This window comes from Ensifer sp. ENS03 (assembly GCF_014852035.1).
Classification (GTDB): Bacteria; Pseudomonadota; Alphaproteobacteria; order Rhizobiales; family Rhizobiaceae; genus Ensifer; species Ensifer adhaerens.
The window spans coordinates 1124764-1149230 of the sequence record NZ_JACVAV010000002.1 but is presented as its reverse complement, the minus strand read 5'-3'; the positions used below and the strand labels follow the sequence as shown (position 1 = coordinate 1149230).

At 63.0% G+C, this 24467-nt stretch carries 29 protein-coding genes; 18 read left to right on the top strand and 11 right to left on the bottom strand.

The genetic code is table 11. The features are described 5' to 3' along the window. Positions 1-178: 178 nt before the first annotated feature. The 8 genes from IB263_RS12365 to IB263_RS12330 all read left to right on the top strand — a co-directional run bounded on the left by IB263_RS12365 (position 179) and on the right by IB263_RS12330 (position 9055). Positions 179-1489, top strand: coding sequence for a sugar ABC transporter substrate-binding protein (locus IB263_RS12365; RefSeq protein ID WP_060582418.1), 1311 nt, complete (start codon positions 179-181; stop codon positions 1487-1489). A gap of 142 nt (positions 1490-1631) precedes the next feature. Beyond that, entirely contained in the window at positions 1632-2504 is an 873-nt protein-coding gene (locus tag IB263_RS12360) for a carbohydrate ABC transporter permease (protein WP_060518902.1), read from the top strand. Positions 2505-2509: 5 nt separating this feature from the next. Next, positions 2510-3340, top strand: coding sequence for a carbohydrate ABC transporter permease (locus IB263_RS12355; RefSeq protein WP_034794097.1), 831 nt, complete (start codon positions 2510-2512; stop codon positions 3338-3340). An 11-nt stretch (positions 3341-3351) separates the two neighbouring features. Further along, positions 3352-4353: an ABC transporter ATP-binding protein gene (locus IB263_RS12350; protein ID WP_034794095.1), complete on the top strand. Its 1002-nt coding sequence runs from the start codon at positions 3352-3354 to the stop codon at positions 4351-4353. Next, positions 4350-5123, top strand: coding sequence for an L-iditol 2-dehydrogenase (locus tag IB263_RS12345; protein WP_034794082.1), 774 nt, complete (start codon positions 4350-4352; stop codon positions 5121-5123). Before IB263_RS12350 ends, IB263_RS12345 begins: the two co-directional genes overlap by 4 nt. Before the next feature lie 40 nt (positions 5124-5163). Continuing rightward, positions 5164-6648, top strand: coding sequence for a mannitol dehydrogenase family protein (locus IB263_RS12340; RefSeq protein WP_060605137.1), 1485 nt, complete (start codon positions 5164-5166; stop codon positions 6646-6648). 6 nt (positions 6649-6654) lie between these two features. Then, positions 6655-7323 carry an HAD family phosphatase gene (locus tag IB263_RS12335; protein ID WP_060518898.1) on the top strand — a complete coding sequence of 223 codons (669 nt, stop codon included), beginning with the start codon at positions 6655-6657 and terminating at the stop codon, positions 7321-7323. A gap of 148 nt (positions 7324-7471) precedes the next feature. Continuing rightward, the gene (locus IB263_RS12330; protein ID WP_113505448.1) at positions 7472-9055 is read left to right on the top strand and encodes an FGGY-family carbohydrate kinase; all 1584 of its coding nucleotides are present in this window, start codon (positions 7472-7474) and stop codon (positions 9053-9055) included. Positions 9056-9512: 457 nt separating this feature from the next. Here the strand turns inward: IB263_RS12330 and IB263_RS12325 are convergent, their stop codons facing one another. Beyond that, positions 9513-10307, bottom strand: coding sequence for a response regulator (locus tag IB263_RS12325; RefSeq protein ID WP_034794073.1), 795 nt, complete (start codon positions 10305-10307; stop codon positions 9513-9515). A gap of 153 nt (positions 10308-10460) precedes the next feature. Between IB263_RS12325 and IB263_RS12320 the strand changes: the two genes are divergently transcribed. The 3 genes from IB263_RS12320 (at position 10461) to IB263_RS12310 (ending at position 12919) form a co-directional block, all read left to right on the top strand. Further along, positions 10461-10655 (top strand): NepR family anti-sigma factor, encoded by a 195-nt coding sequence (locus IB263_RS12320; RefSeq protein ID WP_034794063.1) that lies wholly within the window; start codon positions 10461-10463, stop codon positions 10653-10655. A gap of 8 nt (positions 10656-10663) precedes the next feature. Further along, the gene (locus IB263_RS12315; protein WP_034794051.1) at positions 10664-11218 is read left to right on the top strand and encodes an RNA polymerase sigma factor; all 555 of its coding nucleotides are present in this window, start codon (positions 10664-10666) and stop codon (positions 11216-11218) included. Between the two features lie 198 nt (positions 11219-11416). Continuing rightward, positions 11417-12919 carry a sensor histidine kinase gene (locus tag IB263_RS12310; protein ID WP_034794041.1) on the top strand — a complete coding sequence of 501 codons (1503 nt, stop codon included), beginning with the start codon at positions 11417-11419 and terminating at the stop codon, positions 12917-12919. A 52-nt stretch (positions 12920-12971) separates the two neighbouring features. Here the strand turns inward: IB263_RS12310 and IB263_RS12305 are convergent, their stop codons facing one another. From IB263_RS12305 to hemP, 7 genes are all read right to left on the bottom strand, one after another. Further along, positions 12972-13409: a hypothetical protein gene (locus IB263_RS12305; protein ID WP_192438545.1), complete on the bottom strand. Its 438-nt coding sequence runs from the start codon at positions 13407-13409 to the stop codon at positions 12972-12974. 76 nt (positions 13410-13485) lie between these two features. After that, positions 13486-13854 carry a DUF883 family protein gene (locus IB263_RS12300; protein WP_034794036.1) on the bottom strand — a complete coding sequence of 123 codons (369 nt, stop codon included), beginning with the start codon at positions 13852-13854 and terminating at the stop codon, positions 13486-13488. Between the two features lie 176 nt (positions 13855-14030). Continuing rightward, positions 14031-14822: a heme ABC transporter ATP-binding protein gene (locus tag IB263_RS12295; RefSeq protein WP_127889403.1), complete on the bottom strand. Its 792-nt coding sequence runs from the start codon at positions 14820-14822 to the stop codon at positions 14031-14033. A gap of 8 nt (positions 14823-14830) precedes the next feature. Further along, positions 14831-15949 (bottom strand): iron ABC transporter permease, encoded by a 1119-nt coding sequence (locus IB263_RS12290; RefSeq protein WP_060582424.1) that lies wholly within the window; start codon positions 15947-15949, stop codon positions 14831-14833. Then, positions 15936-16886: a hemin ABC transporter substrate-binding protein gene (locus IB263_RS12285; RefSeq protein ID WP_113079589.1), complete on the bottom strand. Its 951-nt coding sequence runs from the start codon at positions 16884-16886 to the stop codon at positions 15936-15938. The genes IB263_RS12290 and IB263_RS12285 overlap by 14 nt, the downstream gene beginning before the upstream one ends. Before the next feature lie 22 nt (positions 16887-16908). Then, positions 16909-17970: a hemin-degrading factor gene (locus tag IB263_RS12280; protein WP_162741309.1), complete on the bottom strand. Its 1062-nt coding sequence runs from the start codon at positions 17968-17970 to the stop codon at positions 16909-16911. Positions 17971-17980: 10 nt separating this feature from the next. Further along, positions 17981-18118, bottom strand: a complete 138-nt coding sequence (gene hemP, locus IB263_RS34700) for a hemin uptake protein HemP (RefSeq protein WP_034794249.1) — start codon at positions 18116-18118, stop codon at positions 17981-17983. Between the two features lie 251 nt (positions 18119-18369). On the opposite strand from hemP, the gene IB263_RS12270 reads away from it, so the two are divergent. The 5 genes from IB263_RS12270 to IB263_RS12250 all read left to right on the top strand — a co-directional run bounded on the left by IB263_RS12270 (position 18370) and on the right by IB263_RS12250 (position 21123). Further along, the gene (locus IB263_RS12270) at positions 18370-18807 is read left to right on the top strand and encodes a hypothetical protein (RefSeq protein WP_034794025.1); all 438 of its coding nucleotides are present in this window, start codon (positions 18370-18372) and stop codon (positions 18805-18807) included. A gap of 78 nt (positions 18808-18885) precedes the next feature. Then, on the top strand, positions 18886-19791 hold the full coding sequence (locus IB263_RS12265; RefSeq protein WP_034794022.1) for an energy transducer TonB: 906 nt from the start codon (positions 18886-18888) through the stop codon (positions 19789-19791). 203 nt (positions 19792-19994) lie between these two features. Then, positions 19995-20408, top strand: coding sequence for a DUF2325 domain-containing protein (locus IB263_RS12260; protein WP_034794019.1), 414 nt, complete (start codon positions 19995-19997; stop codon positions 20406-20408). 29 nt (positions 20409-20437) lie between these two features. Next, entirely contained in the window at positions 20438-20707 is a 270-nt protein-coding gene (locus tag IB263_RS12255) for a hypothetical protein (protein WP_034794016.1), read from the top strand. Positions 20708-20808: 101 nt separating this feature from the next. Next, positions 20809-21123, top strand: coding sequence for an antibiotic biosynthesis monooxygenase (locus IB263_RS12250; RefSeq protein WP_034794014.1), 315 nt, complete (start codon positions 20809-20811; stop codon positions 21121-21123). 88 nt (positions 21124-21211) lie between these two features. On the opposite strand, the gene IB263_RS12245 is transcribed toward IB263_RS12250, so the two are convergent. Together IB263_RS12245 and IB263_RS12240 are read right to left on the bottom strand one after the other, a co-directional pair. Further along, the gene (locus IB263_RS12245) at positions 21212-21580 is read right to left on the bottom strand and encodes a DUF423 domain-containing protein (protein ID WP_034794246.1); all 369 of its coding nucleotides are present in this window, start codon (positions 21578-21580) and stop codon (positions 21212-21214) included. A 2-nt stretch (positions 21581-21582) separates the two neighbouring features. Then, a complete protein-coding gene (locus IB263_RS12240; RefSeq protein WP_034794012.1) occupies positions 21583-21975 on the bottom strand; it encodes a group II truncated hemoglobin in 393 nt (130 codons plus the stop codon). Between the two features lie 141 nt (positions 21976-22116). Between IB263_RS12240 and IB263_RS12235 the strand changes: the two genes are divergently transcribed. Together IB263_RS12235 and IB263_RS12230 are read left to right on the top strand one after the other, a co-directional pair. After that, the gene (locus IB263_RS12235) at positions 22117-22677 is read left to right on the top strand and encodes a TetR/AcrR family transcriptional regulator (protein WP_034794011.1); all 561 of its coding nucleotides are present in this window, start codon (positions 22117-22119) and stop codon (positions 22675-22677) included. 120 nt (positions 22678-22797) lie between these two features. Beyond that, on the top strand, positions 22798-23139 hold the full coding sequence (locus IB263_RS12230) for a multidrug efflux SMR transporter (protein ID WP_034794243.1): 342 nt from the start codon (positions 22798-22800) through the stop codon (positions 23137-23139). Between the two features lie 21 nt (positions 23140-23160). Here the strand turns inward: IB263_RS12230 and IB263_RS12225 are convergent, their stop codons facing one another. Continuing rightward, positions 23161-24180: a substrate-binding domain-containing protein gene (locus tag IB263_RS12225; RefSeq protein ID WP_034794009.1), complete on the bottom strand. Its 1020-nt coding sequence runs from the start codon at positions 24178-24180 to the stop codon at positions 23161-23163. Positions 24181-24467 lie beyond the last annotated feature (287 nt).

Sequence of the window (24467 nt, the reverse complement as noted above, 5' to 3'; positions counted from 1 at the left end):
AAGGCCGGCCCCAGCGCCGGCCTTTCGCATTTGCGAAACGAAAAAATCGGCAATCAAAACAATCTTCTAATGTTTCTGTGTGCGCCGCAGCAACGAATGCGCATTGACAATTCGTCATGAGAAGTGAGTAATTGCCCATGAGCGAGGCAAATGCTCAATTTCTTCTGGGAGGAAGTCAATGAACTTGAGAACTTTCCTGCTGGGCACGTGCTCGGCAGTCGCACTGTCGGGTCTGGCCCAAGCAGAAACCCTGACGATCGCGACCGTGAACAACGGCGACATGATCCGGATGCAGAAGCTGACGGAAGATTTCACGTCCAAGAATCCGGACATTCAGCTCGAGTGGGTAACGCTTGAGGAAAACGTGCTGCGCCAGCGCGTGACGACCGATATCGCCACCAAGGGCGGCCAGTACGACATCATGACGATCGGCACCTATGAAGTGCCGATCTGGGCGAAGCAGGGCTGGCTGCTGCCGCTCGACAATCTCGGCGCCGACTACGATGTCGACGACCTCTTGCCGGCGATCCGCTCCGGCCTCACCATCGACGGCAAGCTCTATGCGGCACCTTTCTACGGCGAAAGCTCGATGGTGATGTACCGCAAGGACCTGTTCGAGAAGGCCGGGCTGACCATGCCCGACGCGCCGACCTGGGACTTCATCGCCGACGCGGCACGTAAGATCACAGACAAGAACGCCGAAGTCTACGGCATCTGCCTGCGCGGCAAGGCCGGCTGGGGCGAGAACATGGCCTTCCTGACGGCGACCGCGAACGCCTTTGGCGCCCGCTGGTTCGACGAGAACTGGAAGCCGCAGTTCGACCAGCCCGAATGGAAGAACGCGCTCGACTTCTACGTCAAGCTGATGAACGACGCCGGACCGCCCGGCGCATCCTCCAACGGCTTCAACGAGAACCTGTCGCTGTTCCAGACCGGCAAGTGCGGCATGTGGATCGACGCGACCGTGGCCGCTTCCTTCGTCACCAACCCGAAGGAATCGACCGTTGCCGATAAGGTCGGCTTCGCGCTCGCGCCGGACACCGGCCTCGGCAAACGCGGCAACTGGCTCTGGGCCTGGAACCTTGCGATCCCCGCGGGCTCACAGAAGGTCGCCTCGGCCGAGAAGTTCATCTCCTGGGCAACCGGCAAGGACTATCTGAAGCTCGTGGCAGACAAGGAAGGCTGGGCGAACGTTCCTCCGGGCACGCGCACCTCGCTCTACGCCAACCCCGAGTACCAGAAGGCAGCACCCTTCGCGAAGATGACGCTCGACTCGATCAACGCGGCCGACCCGAAGAACCCGGCGGTCAAGCCGGTTCCCTATGTCGGCGTGCAGTTCGTGGCGATCCCGGAATTCCAGGGTCTCGGCACGGCGGTCGGCCAGCAGTTCTCGGCGGCTCTTGCCGGCCAGATGAGCGTCGACGACGCGCTTGCCAGCGCCCAGAAGCTGACCGAACGCGAAATGACCAAGGCCGGTTACATCAAGTAAGGCTCCCAAGGGCCCGGGGTGCTGGCCGCAAATGGCTGGCGCCCCGGTAAATCCCGAAGGTAGCCGCAGGGCTCGCGCGGAAAAACGCGCCGCCCGACCCGATCTCGAAACAGCGTTGAATTCCGTCATTTGGGGGGACGCCATGGCGACCTTGCACACCCGCTCCGCCGCGCGTCTGATGATTGCGCCTTCGGTGCTTCTGCTTCTGGCCTGGATGATCGTTCCGCTGGCCATGACGATCTACTTCTCGTTCCTGCGCTACAATCTTCTGATGCCGGGGATGGAGGAGTTCGCGGGCTTTTCCAACTACAGCTACTTCCTGACCGATCCCGCTTTCTTCCAGGCGCTCTTCAACACGCTGGCGATCGTGCTCGGCGTGTTGTTCATCACTGTCATCGGCGGCATCGCGCTGGCGCTTCTGCTGGACCAGCCGATGTTCGGGCAGGGGATCGTGCGCATTCTGGTCATCGCGCCGTTCCTGATCATGCCGACGGTCGCGGCACTCGTCTGGAAGAACATGTTCATGAACCCGGTCAATGGGCTCTTTGCCTGGATCGCCAAGCTCTTCGGGCTGCAGCCTTTCGACTTTCTCGCCAATGCGCCCCTGATGTCGGTGATCCTGATCGTCGCCTGGCAGTGGCTGCCGTTCGCGACACTGATCCTTCTGACCGCGCTGCAATCGCTCGACGAGGAGCAGAAGGAAGCCGCGCAGATGGACGGCGCCGGCGCCTTGAGCCGCTTCATCTACCTGGTGTTGCCGCATCTTTCTCGCGCGATCACCGTCGTCATCCTCATTCAGACGATCTTCCTGCTCTCGGTCTTTGCCGAAATTCTGGTCACCACCAATGGCGGCCCGGGCACGCAGAGCACCAACCTGACCTTCCTCGTCTATGCGCAGGCCCTGCTGCAGTTCGACGTGGGCGGTGCTTCGGCCGGCGGCATCATCGCGGTCATCCTTGCCAACATCGTCGCATTCTTCCTGATGCGCATGATCGGCAAGACGCTGGAGGCTTGAGAACCATGGCACGCAACGTCTCCACCCAAAGAAAGATCGTCGTCACCGTCGTCGCCTGGACGATCGGCATCCTCATCTTCTTCCCGATCCTCTGGACGTTCCTGACGAGCTTCAAGACCGAGGCCGAGGCGATCGCATCGCCGCCGTCGCTGTTCTTCTTCGACTGGACGACGGAGAACTATCACGAGGTGCAGAGCCGCTCGAACTACTTCCTGCACTTCATGAACTCGGTCGTCGTCTCCTTCGGTTCGACCTTGATCGGGCTGATCATCGCCATTCCGTCCGCCTGGGCGATGGCCTTTTCGCCGACCAAGCGCACCAAGGACGTGCTGATGTGGATGCTCTCCACCAAGATGATGCCGTCGGTCGGCGTGCTGGTGCCGATGTATCTGTTGTTCCGCAACACCGGGCTGCTCGATACCCGCACCGGTCTCGTCATCGTGCTGACGCTGATCAACCTGCCGATCATCATCTGGATGCTCTACACCTACTTCAAGGAAATCCCCGGCGAGATCCTGGAGGCCGCGCGCATGGACGGCGCGTCGCTTTCCAAGGAGATCATCTATGTGCTGACGCCGATGGCGATCCCCGGCATCGCCTCGACGCTGCTCCTGAACATCATCCTCGCCTGGAACGAAGCGTTCTGGACGCTGAACCTCAGCGCCGCCAAAGCCGCACCGCTGACGGCCTTCATCGCCTCCTATTCGAGCCCCGAAGGCCTGTTCTACGCCAAGCTCTCGGCCGCCTCGACCATGGCGATCGCCCCCATCCTCATACTCGGCTGGTTCTCGCAGAAGCAGCTCGTGCGCGGCCTCACCTTCGGCGCGGTCAAATAAGGGATACGACAATGGGAAGCATTACACTCAGCAAGGTTTCGAAGGTCTTCGGCGCCCATGCCGTCATCCCCTCGATCGACCTCGACATCAACAATGGCGAGTTCGTCGTCTTCGTCGGACCGTCCGGTTGCGGGAAATCGACGCTGCTCCGGCTGATTGCCGGCCTCGAAGACGTCAGTGACGGCGACATCGTCATCGACGGCAAGAACGCCACCGAACTGCCACCGGCACAGCGCGGCCTGTCGATGGTGTTCCAGTCCTATGCGCTCTATCCGCATATGAGCGTGCGTTCCAACATCGCCTTTCCCCTGAAAATGGCGGGCGAGGACAAGGCCGTCATCGACAAGAAGGTGTCGGATGCAGCCCGCGTGTTGAACCTCACCGACTATCTCGACCGCAAGCCGCGTCAGCTTTCGGGCGGCCAGCGTCAGCGCGTCGCGATCGGCCGAGCGATCGTGCGCCAGCCGAAGGCGTTCCTGTTCGACGAGCCGCTGTCGAACCTCGACGCGGCGCTGCGCGTCAACATGCGGCTTGAAATCAGCCAACTGCACCAGGACCTGAAGACGACGATGATCTACGTCACCCACGACCAGGTGGAGGCGATGACCATGGCCGACAAGATCGTGGTGCTCAATCGTGGTCGCATCGAGCAGGTCGGCTCGCCGCTCGACCTCTACCACAAGCCGGACAACCTGTTCGTCGCCGGCTTCATCGGCTCGCCGCGCATGAACATCGTCAGCGGTGCGGCGGCTTCCGCCTATCAGGCGCACACGATGGGCATTCGGCCTGAACATCTGGCGCTTTCGAAGGAAAGCGGAACCTGGCAGGGCACGGTCGGTGTTGCCGAGCATCTCGGCTCCGACACCTTCCTGCACGTCAATGTCGACAATGTCGGCACGGTGACGGCGCGGGTCAGCGGCGATTTCGCCGTGACCCATGGTGACCGGGTCTTCCTGACGCCCGATCCGCAGCGCGTCCACAGGTTCGACGAAAAGGGGCTGGCGGTTCGATGAAGAGGCTCGACGGGAAGAGCGCGCTGATCACCGGATCTGCGCGAGGGATCGGTCGTGCCTTCGCGGAGGCCTATATCCGCGAGGGCGCCACGGTCGCAATCGCCGACATCAACATCGAGCGGGCGCGTGAGACAGCGTCCGAGATCGGCGCCGGCGCCTATGCGGTGGAGATGGACGTGACCCAACAGGCGTCGATCGACGAGGCGATCGCCGCCGTCGTCCGGCAAGCGGGTGGGCTCGACATCCTCGTCAACAATGCCGCGCTCTTCGACCTTGCGCCGATCGTCGAGATCAGCCGTCAGAGCTACGACCGGCTGTTTGCGATCAACGTATCGGGCACGCTGTTCACGATGCAGGCCGCAGCCAGGCAGATGATAGATCAGGGCAGGGGCGGCAAGATCATCAACATGGCAAGCCAGGCAGGCAGGCGCGGCGAGGCGCTGGTCGCCGTCTATTGCGCCACCAAGGCGGCGGTCATCAGTCTCACCCAGTCGGCCGGCCTCGGCCTCATCAAGCACGGCATCAACGTCAACGCGATCGCGCCCGGCGTGGTCGATGGCGAACACTGGGACGGCGTCGATGCGCTGTTTGCCAAATACGAGAACCGCCCGCGCGGCGAAAAGAAGAAGCTCGTTGGCGCCGAGGTGCCCTTCGGCCGGATGGGAACGGCAGAGGACCTGACGGGCATGGCGATCTTCCTCGCGTCAGCCGAGAGCGACTACGTCGTCTCGCAGACCTACAACGTCGATGGCGGCAATTGGATGAGCTGAACCGGCGCCAGTCGGTGAAGCCTCGAAAGGATACGGGATCATGACGACCAAACTCTCAATTGCCGCCCTCGACACGATCAAGGCCAAAGCCGGCGTGCCTGCCTACGATCGGTCGCAACTGACGGCGGGCATCGTGCATTTCGGCGTCGGCAACTTCCACCGGGCGCACCAGGCCGTCTATCTCGACGATCTCTTCAACGCCGGCCACGACAGGGACTGGGCGATCATCGGTGCCGGCGTCCTTCCCTCCGACGCAACGATGCGGGCCAAGCTCGCGGCGCAGGATTTCCTGACGACCGTCGTCGAGCAGGACAACAACCGCACAGGCGCCCATGTCACAGGCGCAATGATTGACTATCTGGAACCGGGCGACGTCGCCGGGATCGTTGCCAGGCTCGCCGATCCCTCGATCCGCATCGTCTCGCTGACCATCACTGAAGGCGGCTATTTCATCGATCCGGCCTCGGGTGTGTTCAACCCGACCCACCCCGATATCGTTGCCGATGCGCAGAACCCGGCGGCTCCGAAGACGGTGTTCGGGCTGATCGTTGCCGGGCTGAAGGCGCGCCGCGGCAAAAACGTGCCGCCGTTCACCGTGATGTCCTGCGACAACATCCCGGGCAACGGCGAGGTTACCCATGCGGCGGTTTCGGGGCTGGCCCGTCTCCATGATCCCGCCTTTGCCGACTGGATCGACGCCAATGTCGCCTTCCCGAACGGCATGGTCGACCGGATCACGCCGGCAACCGGTGCGCGCGAGATCGGCATCGTCGCCGACGACTACGGCATCGAGGATGCCTGGCCGGTGTTCTGCGAGGAATTCAAGCAGTGGGTGCTCGAAGATCACTTCCCACTCGGTCGCCCGGCCCTGGAGAAGGTCGGCGTCCAGTTCGTGCCTGACGTGGCGCCCTATGAGCACATGAAGATCCGCATTCTCAATGGCGGCCATGCGGCGATCGCCTATCCCGCCGCCTTGCTCGACATTCATTTTGTCCACGAGGCGATGGAGGAGCCGCTGATCCGCGCCTTCCTTGCCAAGCTGGAGCATGACGAGATCATCCCGGTCATTCCGCCGGTGCCGAACACCGATCTCGGCGATTATTACAAGCTGATCGAGACGCGCTTTTCCAATCCGAAGATCGGCGACACCATCCCGCGGCTGGCCCAGGACGGCTCCAACCGGCAGCCGAAGTTCATCCTGCCTTCGACGGCCGATCGGCTGGCGCGCGGCGAGGATGTCGTCGGGCTATCGCTCGTTTCAGCGCTCTGGTGCCGATACTTTGCCGGCACGTCGGACAGCGGCAAGACGATCGCCTTCAACGACCAGAGCGCCGACCGGCTGAACAAGGCAGCGCTTGCCGCCAAGGACGATCCCATGGCCTTCCTGGCGCTCGGCGACATCTTCGGCGACGTCGCTCGCTCCGATCTCTTCCGACGTCGTTTCGCCGATGCATTGAAAACCCTCTGGGAAAAGGGTACGCGCGCTACGCTCCAGCTTTATCTGGACGGCAAGCTTGAGGGATAAAATGCGATGGCGGATGCGGCGTCCGGGCTGGTGATCTTCGACTGCGACGGGGTACTCGTCGACAGCGAGCCGATCTCGCTGGAGGTGCTGGTGGACGTGCTCTCGGCCGCCGGCGTCTCGATGACCACCGAGGAGGCGACCGAACGCTTTCTCGGACGCAGCCTCAAGAGCATGTCGGCGATCCTGCACGACGAATACGGGCTTGCCACCGACGATGCGTTTCTCGAAGGCATGCGCCTCCGGCTTTACGACCGTTTCCGCACCGAACTCCAGCCGATCGCCGGCATCCGGGGCGCCGTTGAAGGCCTGAAGGGCGCCTGTTGCGTCGCCTCTTCCAGCCAGCCCGAGCGCATCCGCCTGTCGCTGACCGTCACGGGGCTCATCGACCTCTTCGAGCCCAACATCTTCTCCGCCACCATGGTGAAACACGGCAAGCCGGCACCGGATCTCTTTCTCCACGCGAGCCGCCAGATGGGCTTCGATCCCCACGACTGCGTCGTCGTCGAGGACAGTCCGGCCGGCATCGAAGCGGCGAAGGCGGCGGGCATGCGGGTCTTTGCCTTTGCCGGCGGCAGCCACGCGCGCACCGACAAGCACCGGCAGAGTCTTGCCGCTCTCAGTCCCGACGCGCTGTTTGACGACATGGGCGAATTGCTACAGTTTGTCGGCCGATAGCAGCAGGGACGAAACGGGAGCGGGACGAGGAACATGTGTGCGGTTTTCCGCCCGCACGTCCGCTCTCCTTCATGACAATCGATCGCGGTTGTGATTGGGTCGGGCAGATCCTAAATCATCGTGATCTTGGGGGCGGGGACTTTCTTTGATGCGTGAATTCGTCGTTGCGGTCGATGTCGGTACCGGCAGTGCGCGCGCCGGTATTTTTGACGGCAAGGGCAGGTTGCTTGCGCGTGCCGACCTGCCGATCGCCATGAACCGGCCGGAAGAAAACCACGCCGAGCACGATTCCGAAGATATCTGGCGCGCCGTCTGCGGCGCTGTCAAAGCGGCGAAGGAAAAGGCCGGGATCGCTGCGGAGGATATTGGAGCGATCGGCTTCGATGCCACCTGCTCGCTGGTGGTGCGCGACCGCGAGGGCAAGCCGCTTTCGGTCAATCGCAAGGGTGAGGCGCGCTGGGACACGATCGTCTGGCTCGATCACCGGGCGCTCGCCGAGGCGGATTTTTGCACGGCGACCGGCCATCCGGTGCTCGATTTCTCCGGCCGCGTGATGTCGCCGGAAATGGAAATGCCGAAGCTCATGTGGCTGAAGCGCAATCTGCCGCAGCAATGGCAGAAGGCTGGCTTCTTCTTCGATCTTGCCGACTATCTTTCCTGGCGGGCGACCGGCAGTGCTGCGCGTTCGCGCTGCACGCTGACGGCCAAGTGGAATTACCTGGCACATGAGAAGCGCGGCTGGCAGCCGGACTATCTCGCAAAGATTGGGCTCGAGGATCTCATTGAGCGCGGCGGGCTGCCGGAAGAGACCCTGCCGATCGGAAGCTCTGTCGGCCGTCTGAACGCTGCGGCCGCCGCCGAGCTTGGCCTCGACGAGGCCTGCCAGGTAGCCCCCGGCATGATCGATGCCTATGCCGGCGCGCTCGGCGTCGTCGGCGGCTTCATCGGCAAGCCGGAGAAGCTCGAAAAACAGCTGGCCCTGATTGCCGGCACGTCGAGCTGCATCGTCGCCTTTTCCAAGGACATGAAGCCGGGTTTCGGCATGTGGGGCCCCTATTACGAGGCGGTGCTGCCCGGCGCCTGGTTGATCGAGGGCGGGCAATCGGCGACCGGCGCGCTGCTCGACCATATCGTGCGGCTCCATGGCGGCGGTCTCGAACCGACCGCTGAAACCCATGGCCGGATCATCGCCCGGGTGCAGGAACTGCGCGCCGAGCAGGGCGCGGCCTTTGCCGATCGCCTGCATGTCTTGCCGGATTTCCACGGCAACCGCTCGCCGCTCGCCGATCCGCATGGCCTCGGCGTCATCAGCGGCCTGCCGCTTGATTCCTCCTTCGACGCGCTCTGCCGGCTCTACTGGCGCACCTGCGTCGCGATCGCGCTCGGCATCCGCCATATCCTGGAGATGATGCGCGAGGTCGGCTACCAACTCGACACACTGCACGTCACCGGTGGCCACGTGCGCAATGCGCTGCTCATGGAACTCTATTGTGACGTTACCGGCTGCCGGGTTGTGGCGCCGGAAGCGCCGGATGCCGTCCTGCTCGGAACGGCAATGGCGGCAGCGGTTGCCGGCGGCATGCACGCGGATCTCGCCGCGGCCGGCGCCGAAATGGCGTCAGGTGGGCACGAGCGCCTGCCGAACACGGCGGTTCGCGACGCCTATGATCGCGACTATCGCCGCTTCCTGGCGCTCTATCGCCACCGTGACGAGCTCGACAAGATGGCGTGACGGCTGCTGCCGAAAAGGTTGTTGCGGGGTCATGGAACCTTTTTCCATGTCGCGCATTCTGTTGTTGACCGGACGGTGGCGCGCATAGCCCCCAATGCGGCGCCGGAGGCAGACCGCCGGCCTACAACTCACACTCCCCGAGTGAGTTGCACATACCAGCCAGTGCCTTCCCTCGGCACTGGCTGTTGTGTTTTCAGGGGCTTCCTTTGCGAGAAACCTGGCGAAGTGTGGTGGTACGCGCAGATTGGCAGAAGCCGCCGGTGAATGCGCAGGTCCAGTGACGAAATTGCTGATGTCAGCTCAGAGAGTTCTCGTCGGGACGTTCCGGCAATCTTGCCAAACAACTCCCGAAACGACCTGCAGCGGCCTACGCGCCGTAAGACGCGGGCCGCTGCAAGATCTGGATCGGCGCATGCCCCCTCGACCGCTTACAGTCGAGGGAAACATGCAGTCGCGCTCAGGCCGCCGCCTTGGTGGATTCGTTGAAGAACAAAGCCTGGCTGATCAGCGCCTTGACCATGTCCGGGTTGAACGGCTTGGTGACCAGAAAGGTCGGTTCCGGCCGTTCGCCGGTCAGGAGCCGCTCCGGGAAGGCGGTGATGAAGATCACCGGAATGGCGCTCGTCTTCAGGATGTCGTTGACCGCGTCGATGCCGGAGCTGCCATCGGCAAGCTGGATATCGGCAAGCACCATGCTCGGCCGTGTCTTCTTGTAGAGCGCGATCGCTTCGTCGCGCGTGCGGGCGATCCCGGTGACGCGATGGCCAAGGCTCTCGACCATCTGCTCGATATCGATGGCGATCAGCGGTTCGTCCTCGATGATCATGATATCGGTCGCGACCTGGCGCGAGATTTCCTGCGAGGCGCGATCGAGCAGGCCGCCGACCTTGTCGATGCTGACATCGAGAACTTCGGCCGCTTCCTCCGGCCGGAAGCCTTCGACCGAGACCAGAAGGAATGCCTGGCGGGCAAGCGGCGAGACGGTTGCGAGATTGATCGACGCGCGCTGTTCCCAGGCAAACGGAGATACTGGTTCAGGCACGAGCACGGACGAGGATCCGAAGAGCGAGGTGAACAGGCGGAACAGGCCAACGCGATCATTGCTTGCTTCGGGGAAAATCGACGTGTCGGCGATCAGCGCTTCGAGAACGGCGGCAACATAGGCGTCGCCTGATGTCTGCGAGCCGGTTAGCGCGCGTGAGTAGCGGCGCAGATACGGCAGGAGCGGTGCGATCCGCGTGGACAAAGTCATAGAGGAACTCCCTCGAAAATCGTTTTACGGTGACGTTGCGAAAACGCTCCGCGTAAAAAAAGGTTCCGCGAGGGAACATTTCAATTTTCAACAGCGTTATGGCGGCTATGGACAGTTTTGGCGATTTCGACACTTGAAGGCGACAGTTTGAAAATGAAACATAAAACAGGGGCAGGGCGGACCACCGGCACGACCTTATGGACAGAAGATCCAAATGCGCAAATTGCAGCGAAGCTGAAGGCGCTCTATCAGTCCGTGCAGGAAGAGGCGATACCCGCGCGTTTTCTCGATCTTCTGGAAAAACTCGACGCGGCCGAGCAGCAATCGGCGCTGCAGGGCAGGGAGTAAGTACCGGAATGTCATCCGAAAAGAATGATTTCAAGCGTGAGATGCTGGCCGCGTTGCCGAGTCTGCGTGCCTTCGCCATGTCGCTGATCGGCCGTCACGACCGTGCCGACGACCTGGTTCAGGACACGATCATGAAGGCCTGGGCGAAGCAGGACCACTTCGAGATGGGCACCAACATGAAGGCCTGGCTCTTCACCATCCTGCGCAACGAACTCTACAGCCAGATGCGCAAGCGCGGACGCGAAGTTCAGGACAGCGACGGACATTTCACCGAGTCTCTCGCCCATCATCCTGAACAATACGGCTCGCTGGACCTGCAGGATTTCCGCAAGGCGCTGGAGATGTTGCCGCCCGACCAGCGTGAAGCGATCATCCTCGTGGGCGCTTCCGGCTTTTCCTACGAGGAAGCGGCCACAATCTGCGGCTGCGCGCTCGGAACGATCAAGAGCCGTGTCAACCGCGCGCGCCAGCGCTTGCAGGACATTCTTCAGGTGAAGGGCGAAAACGACTACGGCCCCGACGAGACGTCGGCCCCGATCACGTCGCGCGCCTTTGTTTCCTGAGGAAAGTTTCGAGCCGGACACCGTTGCAAAAGCGGCGGTGTCCTGCTTTCACTGACGCCTGTGCCCGAGGGGGCAGGCGGGTGGTGGAGGCAGAGCGCAAATCATGACGATTTTGGGTCGATATGCCCAGAACCGAGCGAGATGCGGGTGCAGCCTGCAAGGGCTCCCCAAGCCGCTCAGATTGGGAATTGAGACCGAATGCGCATGAGGACTGAAAGGACAGACCCGCCCGTCATGACGCTGCTCGACGCGCCTGAACGTCTGAGCGTCTTGCACGCGACCGTGCCCGACATGGCGGTGCCGGATCGGGACTTCGACGGCATCGTTGAAATTGCGGCCGGCCTGTTCGACGCGCCGATTGCGCTGGTGACCTTGATCGACCGCGAATGGCAATGGTTCAAGGCGGCCGTCGGAACCACGGAGAGCCGGGCGTCGTCGGAGGAGTCCTTCTGCGTGCAAGTGGCGGCCGAAGCCGACGCCAGTCTCGTCGTGCTCGACGCGTCGACTGATCCGCGGTTCATGCGACGTTCGCGGGTCGTAGGGCCGCCGTTCCTGCGATTTTATGCCGGCGCGCCGATCATGCTCGACGGGCAGGCCGTCGGCACGGTCTGCGTTCTCGACGACAAGCCGCGCGCCGACGTGCCACAGGCACTGATGGACCAGCTGAGCCGGCTCGCCGGGCTGGCCGCGTCCCTCTTCAAGATCAAGGACGAAGCGCGCCGGCGCGCGCTGAAAGAGGCGGCGCTGTCACGCGAGGAGCAGCGCCACGCAATGGCGCTCGAAGCAGCGAACATCGGCAGTTGGTTGTGGGATATCCGCTCCGGGGTCATTGCCGGTAACAGCGCGATGAAACGCATGTTCGGACTGCCGGCCGACAGCTTCGTCGGCGCCCGCGAGATCTTCGGAGCGATCCATATCGACGATCGCGGCGCGACTTTTTCCAAGCTACGCCAGGCGATGAAGGCCGACGACGAGTACGACGGCATGTTCCGCGTCGGCGACACCGGCCGCTGGCTGCTCGGGCGCGGCCGCGTGCATGATCGCGACAGCAAGGGCAATCCGTTGACGTTCATCGGCGTCACGATCGATGTCACCGACCAGCAGGCGTCGGTACAGCGCACGCGGCTGTTGCTGAAGGAGCTCAACCACCGGGTCAAGAACACGCTCGCGATGCTGCAGTCGCTCGCCCGCCAGACCTTGCGCCAGACCAGCGATCCGGCGGAATTCATGACCGCATTTGCCGGCCGTTTGCAGGCGATCTCCGAAGCGCACGGCCTGCTTTCCGATCACGAATGGGGCACCATCCGGCTCGCCGACCTCATCGCCAAGCAGCTGCTGCCGCATGTCAACTGCTATGCCGAGCAGATCGAGATCCACAAGGACGAGATATCGCTCGGGCCTGACCAGGCGGTCGGCCTCGGTCTGGTTCTGCACGAGCTTGCCACCAACGCCGTCAAATATGGGTCGCTGTCGGTGCCGAAGGGGAAGGTGGTTCTGACGGCGCGCAACATGATCGAGGATGGCGACAACGTTCTGCATCTCACCTGGACCGAAGTCGGCGGGCCGCCGGTGCGCGAGCCAAAACGGCGCGGCTTCGGCTCGATCCTGATCGAGCGGAGCCTCGACAAGGTCTTGGGCAGCTCGGTCAAGGTGGAATATCTGCCGGCCGGTGTCACGGCGCTGATCCGCCTGCCACTATAAGGCGTCGATCGCAATCGCGGCGGACGAGTCCGTAACTGGTTTGGGACCTTGCTTAAGCGTCAGTCGTCCGTCGCCGCTCGCGCCGTTTGCCAGTTCCCACGAGTGCCCCGATCGCCAGAGCGGTGGCGACCGCAAGCAGCGGCTGTTTGCGCAGGATGCCCGCCGCGGCAAGCAGTGTCAGATTGGTCTGCACTTGTCGGCGGCGGCGACGCTCCTCGGCCAGGCGGCGGTCGCGTCCTTGCAGCATCGCAATGATGCCGAACAGCACCAGCGCGGTCACGAAAAACGCGATCGCGATCGCGGCGGAGGCTGTGACCGGACCGTAAAGTGCGCTGAGATACAGGAACGCGGCTGCGAGGCCGAAGACATAGGCCGTGGCAAGCAGCAATCCTATAATGCCCCATAAGATCGCATTGCGTTTCACGCGCGCAGTTGCCGCGCCGATATCGGCGCTCATGAGCGCGGTCAGGGCTGCCGTCAATGGTCCCATGAATTGCCCCCGATCATCTTCCCCTCGATCTCAGCGGATGGGCGCAACCCATCCGCCTCACCGGCTTGCATCTTCTTCAGCGACGAAGAAGCGCGGCTATGGCCAGACCGATCAGGGCGGCGGCGCCGAGGGTTGCGACGGGATGTTCGCGCACGGCGTGCCGAACCTGCTTTTCCGTGCCGGCGTAGCGATCACGAAGCTCGGCCAGCAGATCTTCACCGCTTGCCAACAGTTCGCTGAGGCCCGCTTCAGCCTGTTCGCGGGCATCCTGTGCCTTGCTGCGCGCCTGCTGCGAAGCCGTCGATCCGCGATCGGCCAAGAGGGCGACAAGCGTCGCCACATCATTGCGCAATTCGCCCAGTTGTTCCTCGATGGAGATGTCGGCGAGCTTGCCGTTGCTTTTTGTCGAACGCGAGCTCGAACCGGAGAAGAGGCCTGACGCCATGACGAATACTCCCTTTCACACATGCGCCGGCCGCGAACGGTCGGCGCTTCCTGATCAAACCGGCGGGCACAACTGCAGGCCTACGCCGGCGCTTCGGGAGAACAACGCGCAAGTGCGGAAATTGTTTCGATAAATCTTGGTGTTGGCTCTCGGAAGAATCCGGACGTGCGCTTGCGTCAGAGCGATGCGGTTTGCGGCAGCACGAAGGGCACCGGCGCTGGCGGAGCCACGCCCACCCGCATGCGGCAGCCGAAGACCGCTTCCATCGTCTCGTCCGTCAGTACCTCGGTCGGCGCGCCGCTGGCGCGGACCTTGCCGGCCTTCATCATCACCATATGGTCGGCGAACATGGCGGTGAGATTGAGGTCGTGCATGACGGCGACCACACCGCCGCCGCGTTCGCAGAAGTTGCGCGCGAGCTGCATGATGCCCAGCTGGTGGCGGATATCGAGGCTGGAGACGGGCTCGTCGAGCAGAAGGTAACGCGGTTGGCCATCGGTAACGGGCTCTGAGATCTGGCAAAGCACGCGGGCAAGCTGCACGCGCTGCTGCTCGCCGCCGGACAGTTCCTGATAGAAACGCCCGGCAAAGCCGCCGAGATCGACCGCTTCGAGCGCTTCTGCCGCGATCCGGTCGTGCAGGGCGGCGTCGGCGTTTGCGCCGGCGGCAAGCCCGAGCCGAACCACTTCTCGCACCGTGAACGGGAAGGAGATGACGGTCGATTGCGGCAGCACGCCGCGCATCGACGCGAGTTCCCAGGGCTTCAGGCCGCGCAGGTCGCGGCCGTTGATGCGGATCGTCCCGCCTGCTGGTGCAAGCTCTCCGGAAATGGCCTTCAGCGTCGTGGTCTTGCCGCAGCCGTTCGGGCCGACGATCGCCGTCAGCGCGCCGGGTCGGGCCTCGAGCGAAACGCCGTGGATGACCGGTCGCCCGCCGAGGCGGACGGAGAGATTGGAAACGTTGATCATGGCTTCGCTCACAATCCCATGTTCGAACGGCCGCGCAGCAGGATCCAGAGGAAGAACGGTGCGCCGATAAAAGCGGTGACGATGCCGATCGGCAGTTCCGCCGGGGAAACGATGGTGCGGGCGATCATGTCGGCAAGGATCAACAGCGTGCCGCCGAGCAGAGCCGAGGCCGGCAGCAGGTAGCGGTGATCGGGACCGATGACGAGGCGCAGCAGATGCGGCACGACGATGCCGACGAAGCCGATGCCGCCGCTGACGGCAACCGACGCGCCGGTCGCCGCAGCAACGCTGACGATCGCGACGTTCTTCAGCCGCTGGACGGGAATGCCCATGTGGAAGGCTGCCGCCTCGCCGAGCGTGATCGCATTGAGGCCGCGGGCGAGAAAAGGGGTGACGGCGAGCGAAAGCAGGATGATCGGCGCCGAGGCAAGGATCTTCGTCCAGTTGGCGCCGGCAAGTGAGCCGAGGCCCCAGAAGGTGAGGTCGCGCAATTGCTTATCGTCGGCCATGAAGACGAGCACGCCCGTGACGGCGCCGGTCAGCGCGCCAAGCGCGATGCCGGCCAGAAGCAGGGTGGCGATCGAGGTCTGCCCGCCGCGCGTGGCAATGCGGTAGAGCAAAAGCGTCGTGACGAGGCCGCCGAAGAAGGCAGCTACCGGCAGCGCGTAAAAACCGAACAGGGCAAACAGCGGCCCGAAGGTGGCGGTTCCAAGCACGATCAGCAGCACGGCGCCAAGACTCGCGCCCGAGGAAACGCCGACGAGGCCGGGATCGGCCAGGGGATTGCGGAAGAGCCCCTGCATGACCACTCCGGAAACCGCAAGCGACGCGCCAACGAGCATGCCGAGCACGGCGCGAGGGAGCCGGATATCGAGAATGATGATGCGGTCGCGGATGCTCAGGGCCTGGTCGGCCTCGCCGATCAGCCAGCGCCAGACATTAGCGAGCGACGCGTCGGCCGCGCCGGTCATGATCGAGCCGACGAAGGTGGCGATGGCGATTACCACGAGGGCGACGACGAGAAGCCGGGCCAGCCGCGAGCGGTTGCCCGCACGCCATTCGTTGCGGATGTCGGCGGCCAATCCGGTCAGGCGCATGCCGCGGTCCAATGCCTCACTGCGAGGCATTGGCCTTCTTCCCGTAGATGGCGGCATTCAGTTCGCGAACGGCGCTTGCTGTGCGCGGGCCGAAGCCGAGCAGGTGCAGGCCGTCCATGCGCACCAGCGCCTTGTTCTGGGCAGCAGGGGTCAGGCTCAATGCCGGCATGGCGAAGAGTTCTTCCGCCTTGGCGGCGTGTTCGCCACCGCGATCCATCATCAGGATGACGTCGGGCTTGGCTTCGACGATCGCTTCGTCGGTGAGTGCCTTGTAACCGGGGAAGGTGCCGACGGCGTTCACCGCGCCGGCGAGTTCGATGATGCCGTTGGCGGCGGTACCCTGACCAGAGGCCATGACCTTGCCGCCCTGGGTGCTCAGGATGAACAGCACGCGCTTGCGCTCACTGTCGGCGCGCGCGGCACCCTCCGCCACGGCCGCATCGAGATCGGCTTCGACGCTCTTGGCGAGCGTTTCGGCCTTGTCCTCGACGCCGAGAAAAGCGCCAACGGCGCGGATCTTGGCGGGAATGCCGGCCTTGTCGAAGGTCTCGGGCACGCTGGTGAAGGCGATGTTGGCCTCCTTCAGCACCGCCAGTGCCTCCGGCGGGCCGCTGCCTTCGACTGCGACGATGGCGCTCGGATTGACCGCAATGATGCCTTCGGGCGCGAGCTGGCGCATATAGCCGACATCCGGAAGCGTCTTTGCTGCTTCCGGATAGGTGCTGGTGGAATCACGCCCAACGAGACGGCCTTCTTCGCCGAGCGCATAGATGATCTCGGTGACGGCGCCGCCGACCGAAACGACGCGCGAGACGTCGGCCTTCTGCGTGTCCTCGGCCATGGCCGTCCGGATGAAGGCGGGGGCATCGGGTGCCACTGCCGGCAGCAGGAAGGTCGCCGAAAGGGCGAAGGCGCCGAGCGCCAGCCCCGAGCGGCGAAGGCGACGGAAGTCGAGACCGTTGATCATCTTGCGTATCCTATTCTCTCGCTCAGGCGGCAACCGTCGTATCGAGGCGCGGCAGGCCTTCGGCGATCGAGCGCCATTCGGGACGTTCCGCAAGGCCCTCTTTGCGCTTGCCGAAGAACTGGATGATCATTTCGCCCTTGGCGTCGAGCGCCTCGATCGAGGTGACATGGCCATCAGCCGTCGGCTTGCGCACGGCCCAGAGCTCGGCGATGTGGTCGGTGCGCAGATGCAGGTGGAAGGTCGGATCCATGACGTTGAGCCAGGGGCCCATCGTCGCGATCTTGGCGATCGGGCCAGAATGGATCTGGATCATGCCGCGGTTGCCGACGAAGCACATGATCGGCAGTTCGACTTCGGCGCTTGCCTGCATCATTGCTTCGACGCTCTGCGGGTCGAGCTGCCAGGCGAAATCGTCGCCGATGTTGCTCAGCGCCTGGCGGCGGCCGATCTTCAGCTTGCGCAACATGCCGTGGAACTGATGGGTGTCCGTCATCTTCGTCCAGCGCTCACGCAGCTCGACGACGTCCACGACGGTTTCCGGCTTGTCGTCGGTCGGCTGAACGCTGGTGTCGGCGACAAACTCTTGCGTCTGATCGTCGAGGCGGAAATCCGCGACGAGCTTTTCATAGGCCGTGTCGTTCGATGCCGCGCGCAGATGTACCTTGTGCACGGCGTTGCCCCACTTGTCGAAGAATTGCAGGCTCTTGCGGACTTCGCCCTTGTCGTCCGTCTTCGTCACGGCGAAGGCGTGTGCCCAGGCGCTCGGGAAAACACGAAGGTCGATCTGTTCGCCAAGCACGATGCTCGCCATCTCGCCGGTGGTGATCTTCTCGTAGACGCCGATCTTTTCGTGGACGGCGCTTTCGTTGCGGGTCAGCGCCATGACTTCACCGAGCTCCTCGACCCGCGACAGGAAGCGGTTGGCGTCGGCATCGATACGAACGGCGGTCAGCCCACATTCGGCAGCGACCAGCGCGGCTTCGGAAACGCCGAGCTGGGCTGCGATATCACGCTCGCGCAACTTCGGGTTTTCGGCGCGGTAGGCGCGGATTTCAACGGGAGTGGGGCGAAGGCTCTCGGTCATTTTCATCTGCCTATTTGTTCAGGATCAGCTTGCCTTGGCGGGTGATCTTCATGCGGTAGATCGCGCCGTCGTGGGAAATGAGAATCTCGTTTTCGGTGCCGAAGAGCTCGCGACTTTCGATGATCCGTTGCGCCCGTCCGGTCAGCACCGGAGGCTCCGAGGGGCGTGCGAGATTGTTGTCGTTGGTCACTGTGTTTCGGCCGTTTCGAGTGGGCAGGCCGCGCTGATTTCCCCGCATTTCCCGCCGTGCAATTCGATTACTATCTTGACTTCATTACTCATATTTATTTATGGACGCAATACCGGACTTATAAACTCAAGTTAGTTGCTGCCGGGTTGTGGACAAGGGCGTGCGGCCGGCGTTCGGTGGTGTGCTCGATCCTTTGGAGTGGTGTCGTCATGAAGTTTCCCAGCCTTCCGATTGTTTCCGTTGCTCTTGCGGCTCTCGTTGCCGCAACCGCTGCCAAGGCGCAGGAGACCGCAGCGGCTGGGGGGCTGACCATCGAGCTCAACGAGGTGGCGCCGTCCCAGAAGGGCTGCAAGCTCACCTTCGTTGCCGGCAACGAATTCGCGCAGTCGTTGAGCAAGGTTTCCTTCGAGTTCGTCATTTTCGACCAGAAGGGGCTGGTCGAACGCATGGCCGTGCTCGATTTCCGCGACCTTCCCGCCGGCAAGACCAAGGTTCGCCAGTTCGATCTGCCCGGCACCAACTGCGATGCGGTGAAGAGCCTGCTGATCAACGACGCGCCGGCCTGTGTCGGCGACGGGGTTCAGCCGGGCGCCTGCATGAGCGGGATCAAGACCGGCTCTAAGTCGGCGGTCGAACTCAAGGGGTGAGCGGGACTGGGGCTTAGCGCGTCCGGCAATCCGAGCATGAGGTTTGCGTCGCCCTGGTGCGACGAAGGTAAGGCTGAAATGAAGCGTATCGTCATCTGGAGCGGGGCCGCCGTCTTATCGCTTGCAACCCACGGCGTCGTGCTCGCGACGCTGTTTGGTAGCAGCCCGCCCGAGACGCAACTGGATCTGATCCAGGGTGGCGAAAGCGTCGAAGTGGCGCTTCTCGGCGATGCATTCGAGGAAACGCTTCAGTCGGGTGAAGTGTCCGAAATCGTCGAGCCCACGGAAGATCTGCCCGAGGAGGTTCAGCCCGCCGAGATCCAGCCGGTCGAGGATGTTGCCCCCACGCAGGAGATCGCTGCAGAGCAACCCCACGACCTGACGGCGACGGAGGCAGACGTGATCCTGCCGGCCGAGGAAATGCCTACCCTGCAAGTCGCCGAGGCTGTGGTGACGGCGAGCGTCGCGCCGGTCGAGACTGTCGTGCCGGAAGAAAAGCCCGAGGAGCCGAAGAAGGAAAAGGTCGAAAAGCCGGAGCCGAAGAAGGAGCCGGTGAAAAAGAAGAAGGTCACCCGCAAGAAGGCGGGCGATCAGGGCGAGCAGGCGCAAAATCAGGTCAAGGGCAAGCAGGACGGCCAGGAGAATGGCAGTTCGTCCGCTGCGAATGGCAACAGCCGCGCGTCCGAGGTCGGCAACGCCAACATGGAGAACTATGGCGGCAAGATCCGCAAGCGGATCACACGCCGGTTCAAGGTTCCGTCGGCTGCAAGACGCGACGGCGTATCCGGCACGGCGACCGTTCGTTTCACCTTGACGTCGAATGGAAACCTGACGCGTGTCAGCCTCGCGGGCAGTTCCGGCTCGCCGGCGATCGACGAGGCCGCCATCGATGCGGTTCGCCGCGCTGCGCCATTCCCGGCGTTTCCGGCCGGAGCGCCAAGCTCCGAATCCTTCATCGTGCCGATGGTTGCGACCGTCCGCTGACCTTCTCCCCTTGCTGGTGGGATTCGCGCAGAAGCTGCAAGAAAAAATATGATTAGAAAACTCATGTTTATACTTTACTCTGTTTATCAAGTTTAATAGGTTGCCCTCGTCACGCAGCCGAAGGGTGTGTGTCGAGAGGATATCCCGATGCGACCGGCTGCCTGACGAAGGCCCTTGTTGCGCGACCAGACGGAGAAGATTGCATGCGCGGCAAGCGTCACCAGAATGCGGCGAAGAACGGCAAGGGTCGCTCGGGTTCGGAACCGGTCGAGGCCCGCCAGGAGGCCGGCAAGGCGACGCTCGAAGGGCGCAGCTTCCTGTATGTCGGTGGCCGTGATTGCCAGGTGGCGCACTTGCGCGAAATCGCCAGCTCCTTCGGCGCCGAGTTGTTGCACCACGACGGTGGCCTGCGTGAGGCCGTTTCGCGTATCGACCGCGTGCTGCCGTCTGTCGATTGCGTCTTCTGCCCGATCGACTGCATCAGCCATGACGCATGTCTTCGCGTGAAGACCGGCTGCAAGAAGTGGGGCAAGGCCTTCGTGCCGCTGCGCAACGGCTCGAAGTCGAGCCTGGAACGCGCGCTCCAGGACCTGACCACCAGCCGCAACGAGCGCTAATCCTCTGAAAGACAAGACGAGAATTTGCAATGAACGAAGAACGTCCCGACCTCGCCATGATGATCGGCTTGCACAAGCTGGCGGCCCAGCAGGGCGACGGCCTGGTGCCCGAGCTCTACGAGATCCTGACGCGACGGGCGCGGATGGTGGAAGAGAATACCAACGTCGCCGAGTTCCCCACCTGGCAGGCGCGCCCGCCGGTGCGCGACCCGTTCGGGCTTGCGGAGCCGAAGGAAGGAACTATCCTCGCCTTTCCACGGGCCACAAGCGATGCCGCCCTCAAGAAGGAAAGTGCCTAGCAATTCCAGGAAAAGTGCGAAGCGGTTTTCCGTGCGGGGTTGCGTCCGTTTAAAGATTCAGATCGTTTCGCCGTATCGGCGAAAGGACCTAGGAGACCAAGATGTTTGTTGCCATGAACCGTTTTCGTATCGCCATCGGCCACGAGGAGGCTTTCGAAGCGGTGTGGAAGGGGCGCGATTCCAGCCTTTCCGAAATGCCCGGCTTCGTTTCCTTCCATCTGCTGCGCGGCGACAGCGTGCCGGAGGAGGGCTACACGCTCTTCGTCTCGAACTCGGTCTGGAAGGACAAGGATTCGTTTTCAGCCTGGACCAAGTCGGAGAATTTTCGCGCGGCCCACAAGAACGCCGGCGAGAACAGGGCGATGTATCTCGGTCCGCCGAAGTTCGAGGGTTTTTCGGCCGTTGAAGGCGCCTGATCCGCGCGCCGGCGCGGACATATGATCCTGATTTTGCGTGTTATTCGCCTCCCGGATGGACCTCTCCGGGAGGCGGATTGTTTTGGGGTCAGGCCGTCTTCTTCGGCAGGAAGGCGCCGAGCGAAACGGCGAGCCACCCCGCCATAATCGTCGTGCCGCCGAGCGGAGCGGACATCGGGAAGAGACCGTGGCCTGCAACATGGCGCATGGCGAGATCGGCCGAAAACAGCGCCGTGCCAGCCGCGATCAGGAGCGCGGCAACGGCCGCCGTTCGAAAGTGCGGCCAGGCGGCGTAGAGCGCCACCAACGCCGGGGCGTGGGCGAGGCACATCGCCGAAATGCCGGCAAGCAGCCTCGGGTCGTCGCCATGCGAAGCGGCGGCCGCGCTGACGACGCCGGTCAGGCCCATCAAACCGGCAACAAATAGCGTCGTGGCGCGAAATCCGCTGTGCGACATGGTCATTCCTTGTTCTGCATGTGAAGGGCGAGGCGGGTGATCGGGTCGAGGATGATCTGCCGGAGCTTCGGATGGTCGATCGTTTCCTCAAGCGCGCGGGTAAAGCAAAGCAGCCACTCGTCCCGTTCCTCAGGCCCGATCTCGGCGACGAAATGGCGACGGCGCAGCATCGGATGGCCGCGCTTTTCGACATAGATGGGCGGCCCGCCGAGCCAGCCGGTCAGGTACTCGTAAAACTTCTCTTCGCTTCCGGAAAGATCGGGCGGATGCACGGCACGGCAGCGCGCCGCTTCCGGCAACGTGTCCATCAGCTCATAGAAACGGCGCGTCAGGGCGCGGACCGTCGGGTCGCCGCCGATGGCTTCGTAGAGGGTCGTGGTTTCCGGTTCCGCCATGCTCTGCGTCCTTCGTTCGTTCGGTCCTAGCGCGCAGCGACCGGGCGGACAACGATTTTCAGAACGCGAATTTGCGGCGTTTCATCGCGGTCAAACAACACTTCTCTTGACAAACCGTCCAGACGGTATCTTTATGGATGCATGACCGAAGCTCATCGTCGCAAGAAACAGCCGGAACAGGTGCGCCAGCAATTGCTGGAGGTTGCCGCACGCCTTTCGCACGAGCAGGGCGTGGCTGGCATCACGCTCGATGCCGTGTCGCAGGCAGCCGGGGTCAGCAAGGGCGGGCTGCTGCACCATTTCCCGAACAAGCTCGCGCTGCTCGACGGGCTGTTCGACGACCTGGTGACACGGTTCGATCGCGAGATCGAGGCGGCGATGGCGCGCGATCCGGTGGCGAAGGGCCGCTTCACCCGCGCGTATATCGATGTCTGCTTCGCGCTCGATCCGGCAACAGACGTGCCGGGCTGGCGCATGCTGACCATCGCGCTGATTGCCGAGCCGCATCTGAAGAGCCGTTGGCGCGACTGGGTCGGCCGGCGATCCGCAGAGTTCGCGGAGACGGACGGTTCGACCGGCTGCGTGCTTGCGCGTTTCGCCTGCGACGGCGTCTGGCTTGCGGATCTGATGCAAAGCCACGACCTCGATGCCGAGGCGCGGGTCGGTCTCGTTGAAAATCTCAAGGCGCTTTCGGCGCAATAGATCACTTCATCGTTTTATCGAAACACTGAAGTGATCTAAGTCTTTGAAATCACGCAGTTCCGGACGGAAAACCGCTTTGCACTTTTCCTGGAACTGCTCTGGTCCGGAATGGAGACCCCGATGAACCCCGCCATGCTCTATACCGTCCTGGTTGCAGCCATCGTCTTCGAAGTGCTCGGCACCTCGGCGATGCAGGCCGCGCAGCATTTCACCCGGCTGGGGCCGACGGTGATGATGGTGGTCTGCTATGCGATCGCCTTCTTCTTCCTGTCCTACACGCTGCGCTTCATTCCCGTCGGCATCGCCTATGCGGTGTGGAGCGGGCTCGGCATCGTGCTCATTTCGCTCGTCGGTTACTTCGCCTTCGGGCAGAAGCTCGATCTGGCGGCGATCCTCGGACTGGGGCTGATCATAGCAGGCGTGGTGGTCCTCAATCTCTTTTCCAAGTCGACCTTCCACTGAAGCGGTCGGCAGCGCCTGTCCTCAAGCGCCCTGCGGTGGCGCGGTCGATTCCCTGAGGATCAGTTCCACCGGCCAGAGTTCGTGAACCTCTTCGGTCGGCCGGCCTGAGAGAAGCTGCAGCACGAGGTCGGCCGAGCGCGCGCCCGCCGCACGCATCGAAGAGCGTGTCGCCGAAAGCGACGGCACCATGTTGTCGGCCGTGAGGTAAGGGAAAACGTCGTCATGGGCGATGACCGAGACCTCGCGGCCGATCTCCAGGCCCATGGACCGTGCTGCCCGGTAGATGCCGAGCGCTGTCATCATCGAGCCGGCAACGAAGGCGGTCGGGCGGGGCGTCTGCTCCAGGAACGAGCGCGCGAAGCGGAAGCCGAGTTCGTCGGTAAAGTTGCCATGGGCGACGAGGCGCGGATCGAAGGCGATGCCGCGCGCCTGCAGCGCGTCGCGGTACCCCTTGTCGCGGTGAAGCGAGAAAGTGCGGCCTTGCCGGCCGTTGATCATGGCGATGCGGCGATGGCCGAGATCGATGAGATGCGAGGTCGCGCGGCGGATCGCGCCTTCGTTGTCGATGTCGAGCCAGGCGTGCGGCACGTCGATATCAGAGCGCCCGTGCACGAGGAAGGGCATGCCGAGCTTGTGGAGGAGGGCGATGCGCTCGTCGTTCGGTTCGGGCGAGTGCACGATCACGGCGTCGACGCGGCCGCTGACGGCGAGCCGGCTATAGAGCTGGATTTCGCCCGTGGGGTTCTTGTCGTCCATTGGGCTGACGAGAATGTCGATATCCTCGGTGCCGAGCCGTTCGGCCAGGCCACCCATGAACTCGGAAAAATGGAACTCGCCGGAGCGGCCCATGACCACGCCGATCGCGCCGGCCCGACCGGTGGCGAGCCGCACCGCATTGATGTTCGGACGATAGCCAAGGCGGGTTGCCTCTTCGGCCACGCGCTTGCGCGTCTTTTCGCTGACTTCGGGATAACCGCTCAGCGCCCGGCTGACCGTCGTCGGCGAAAGCCCCAGTTGTTGTGCGAACTCCCTCAGCTTCATTCGAAATGCGTTTCCTCAAGCCTAGCCCGGTCCCAGAAATATACACCTTCGCTGCCCGTAACAATCGGTTTGTCGGGGACGCCAGGTTCTACAGGCCGGGTATGGATTTTACCAAACCGTTTTAAATTAATACGGTTCCCCTTTGATTTTATGGGGTTCTGTGAGGGGCGGTCGATTTTTCTCTCTCATTGCTATTTGTTTGAAAAACAACGAGTATTTGTAATAATCCACGCCAAATGGACTTTTCTAAATGTGTGGATTGACAGTTTTTCCGTCTTCTGCCAACT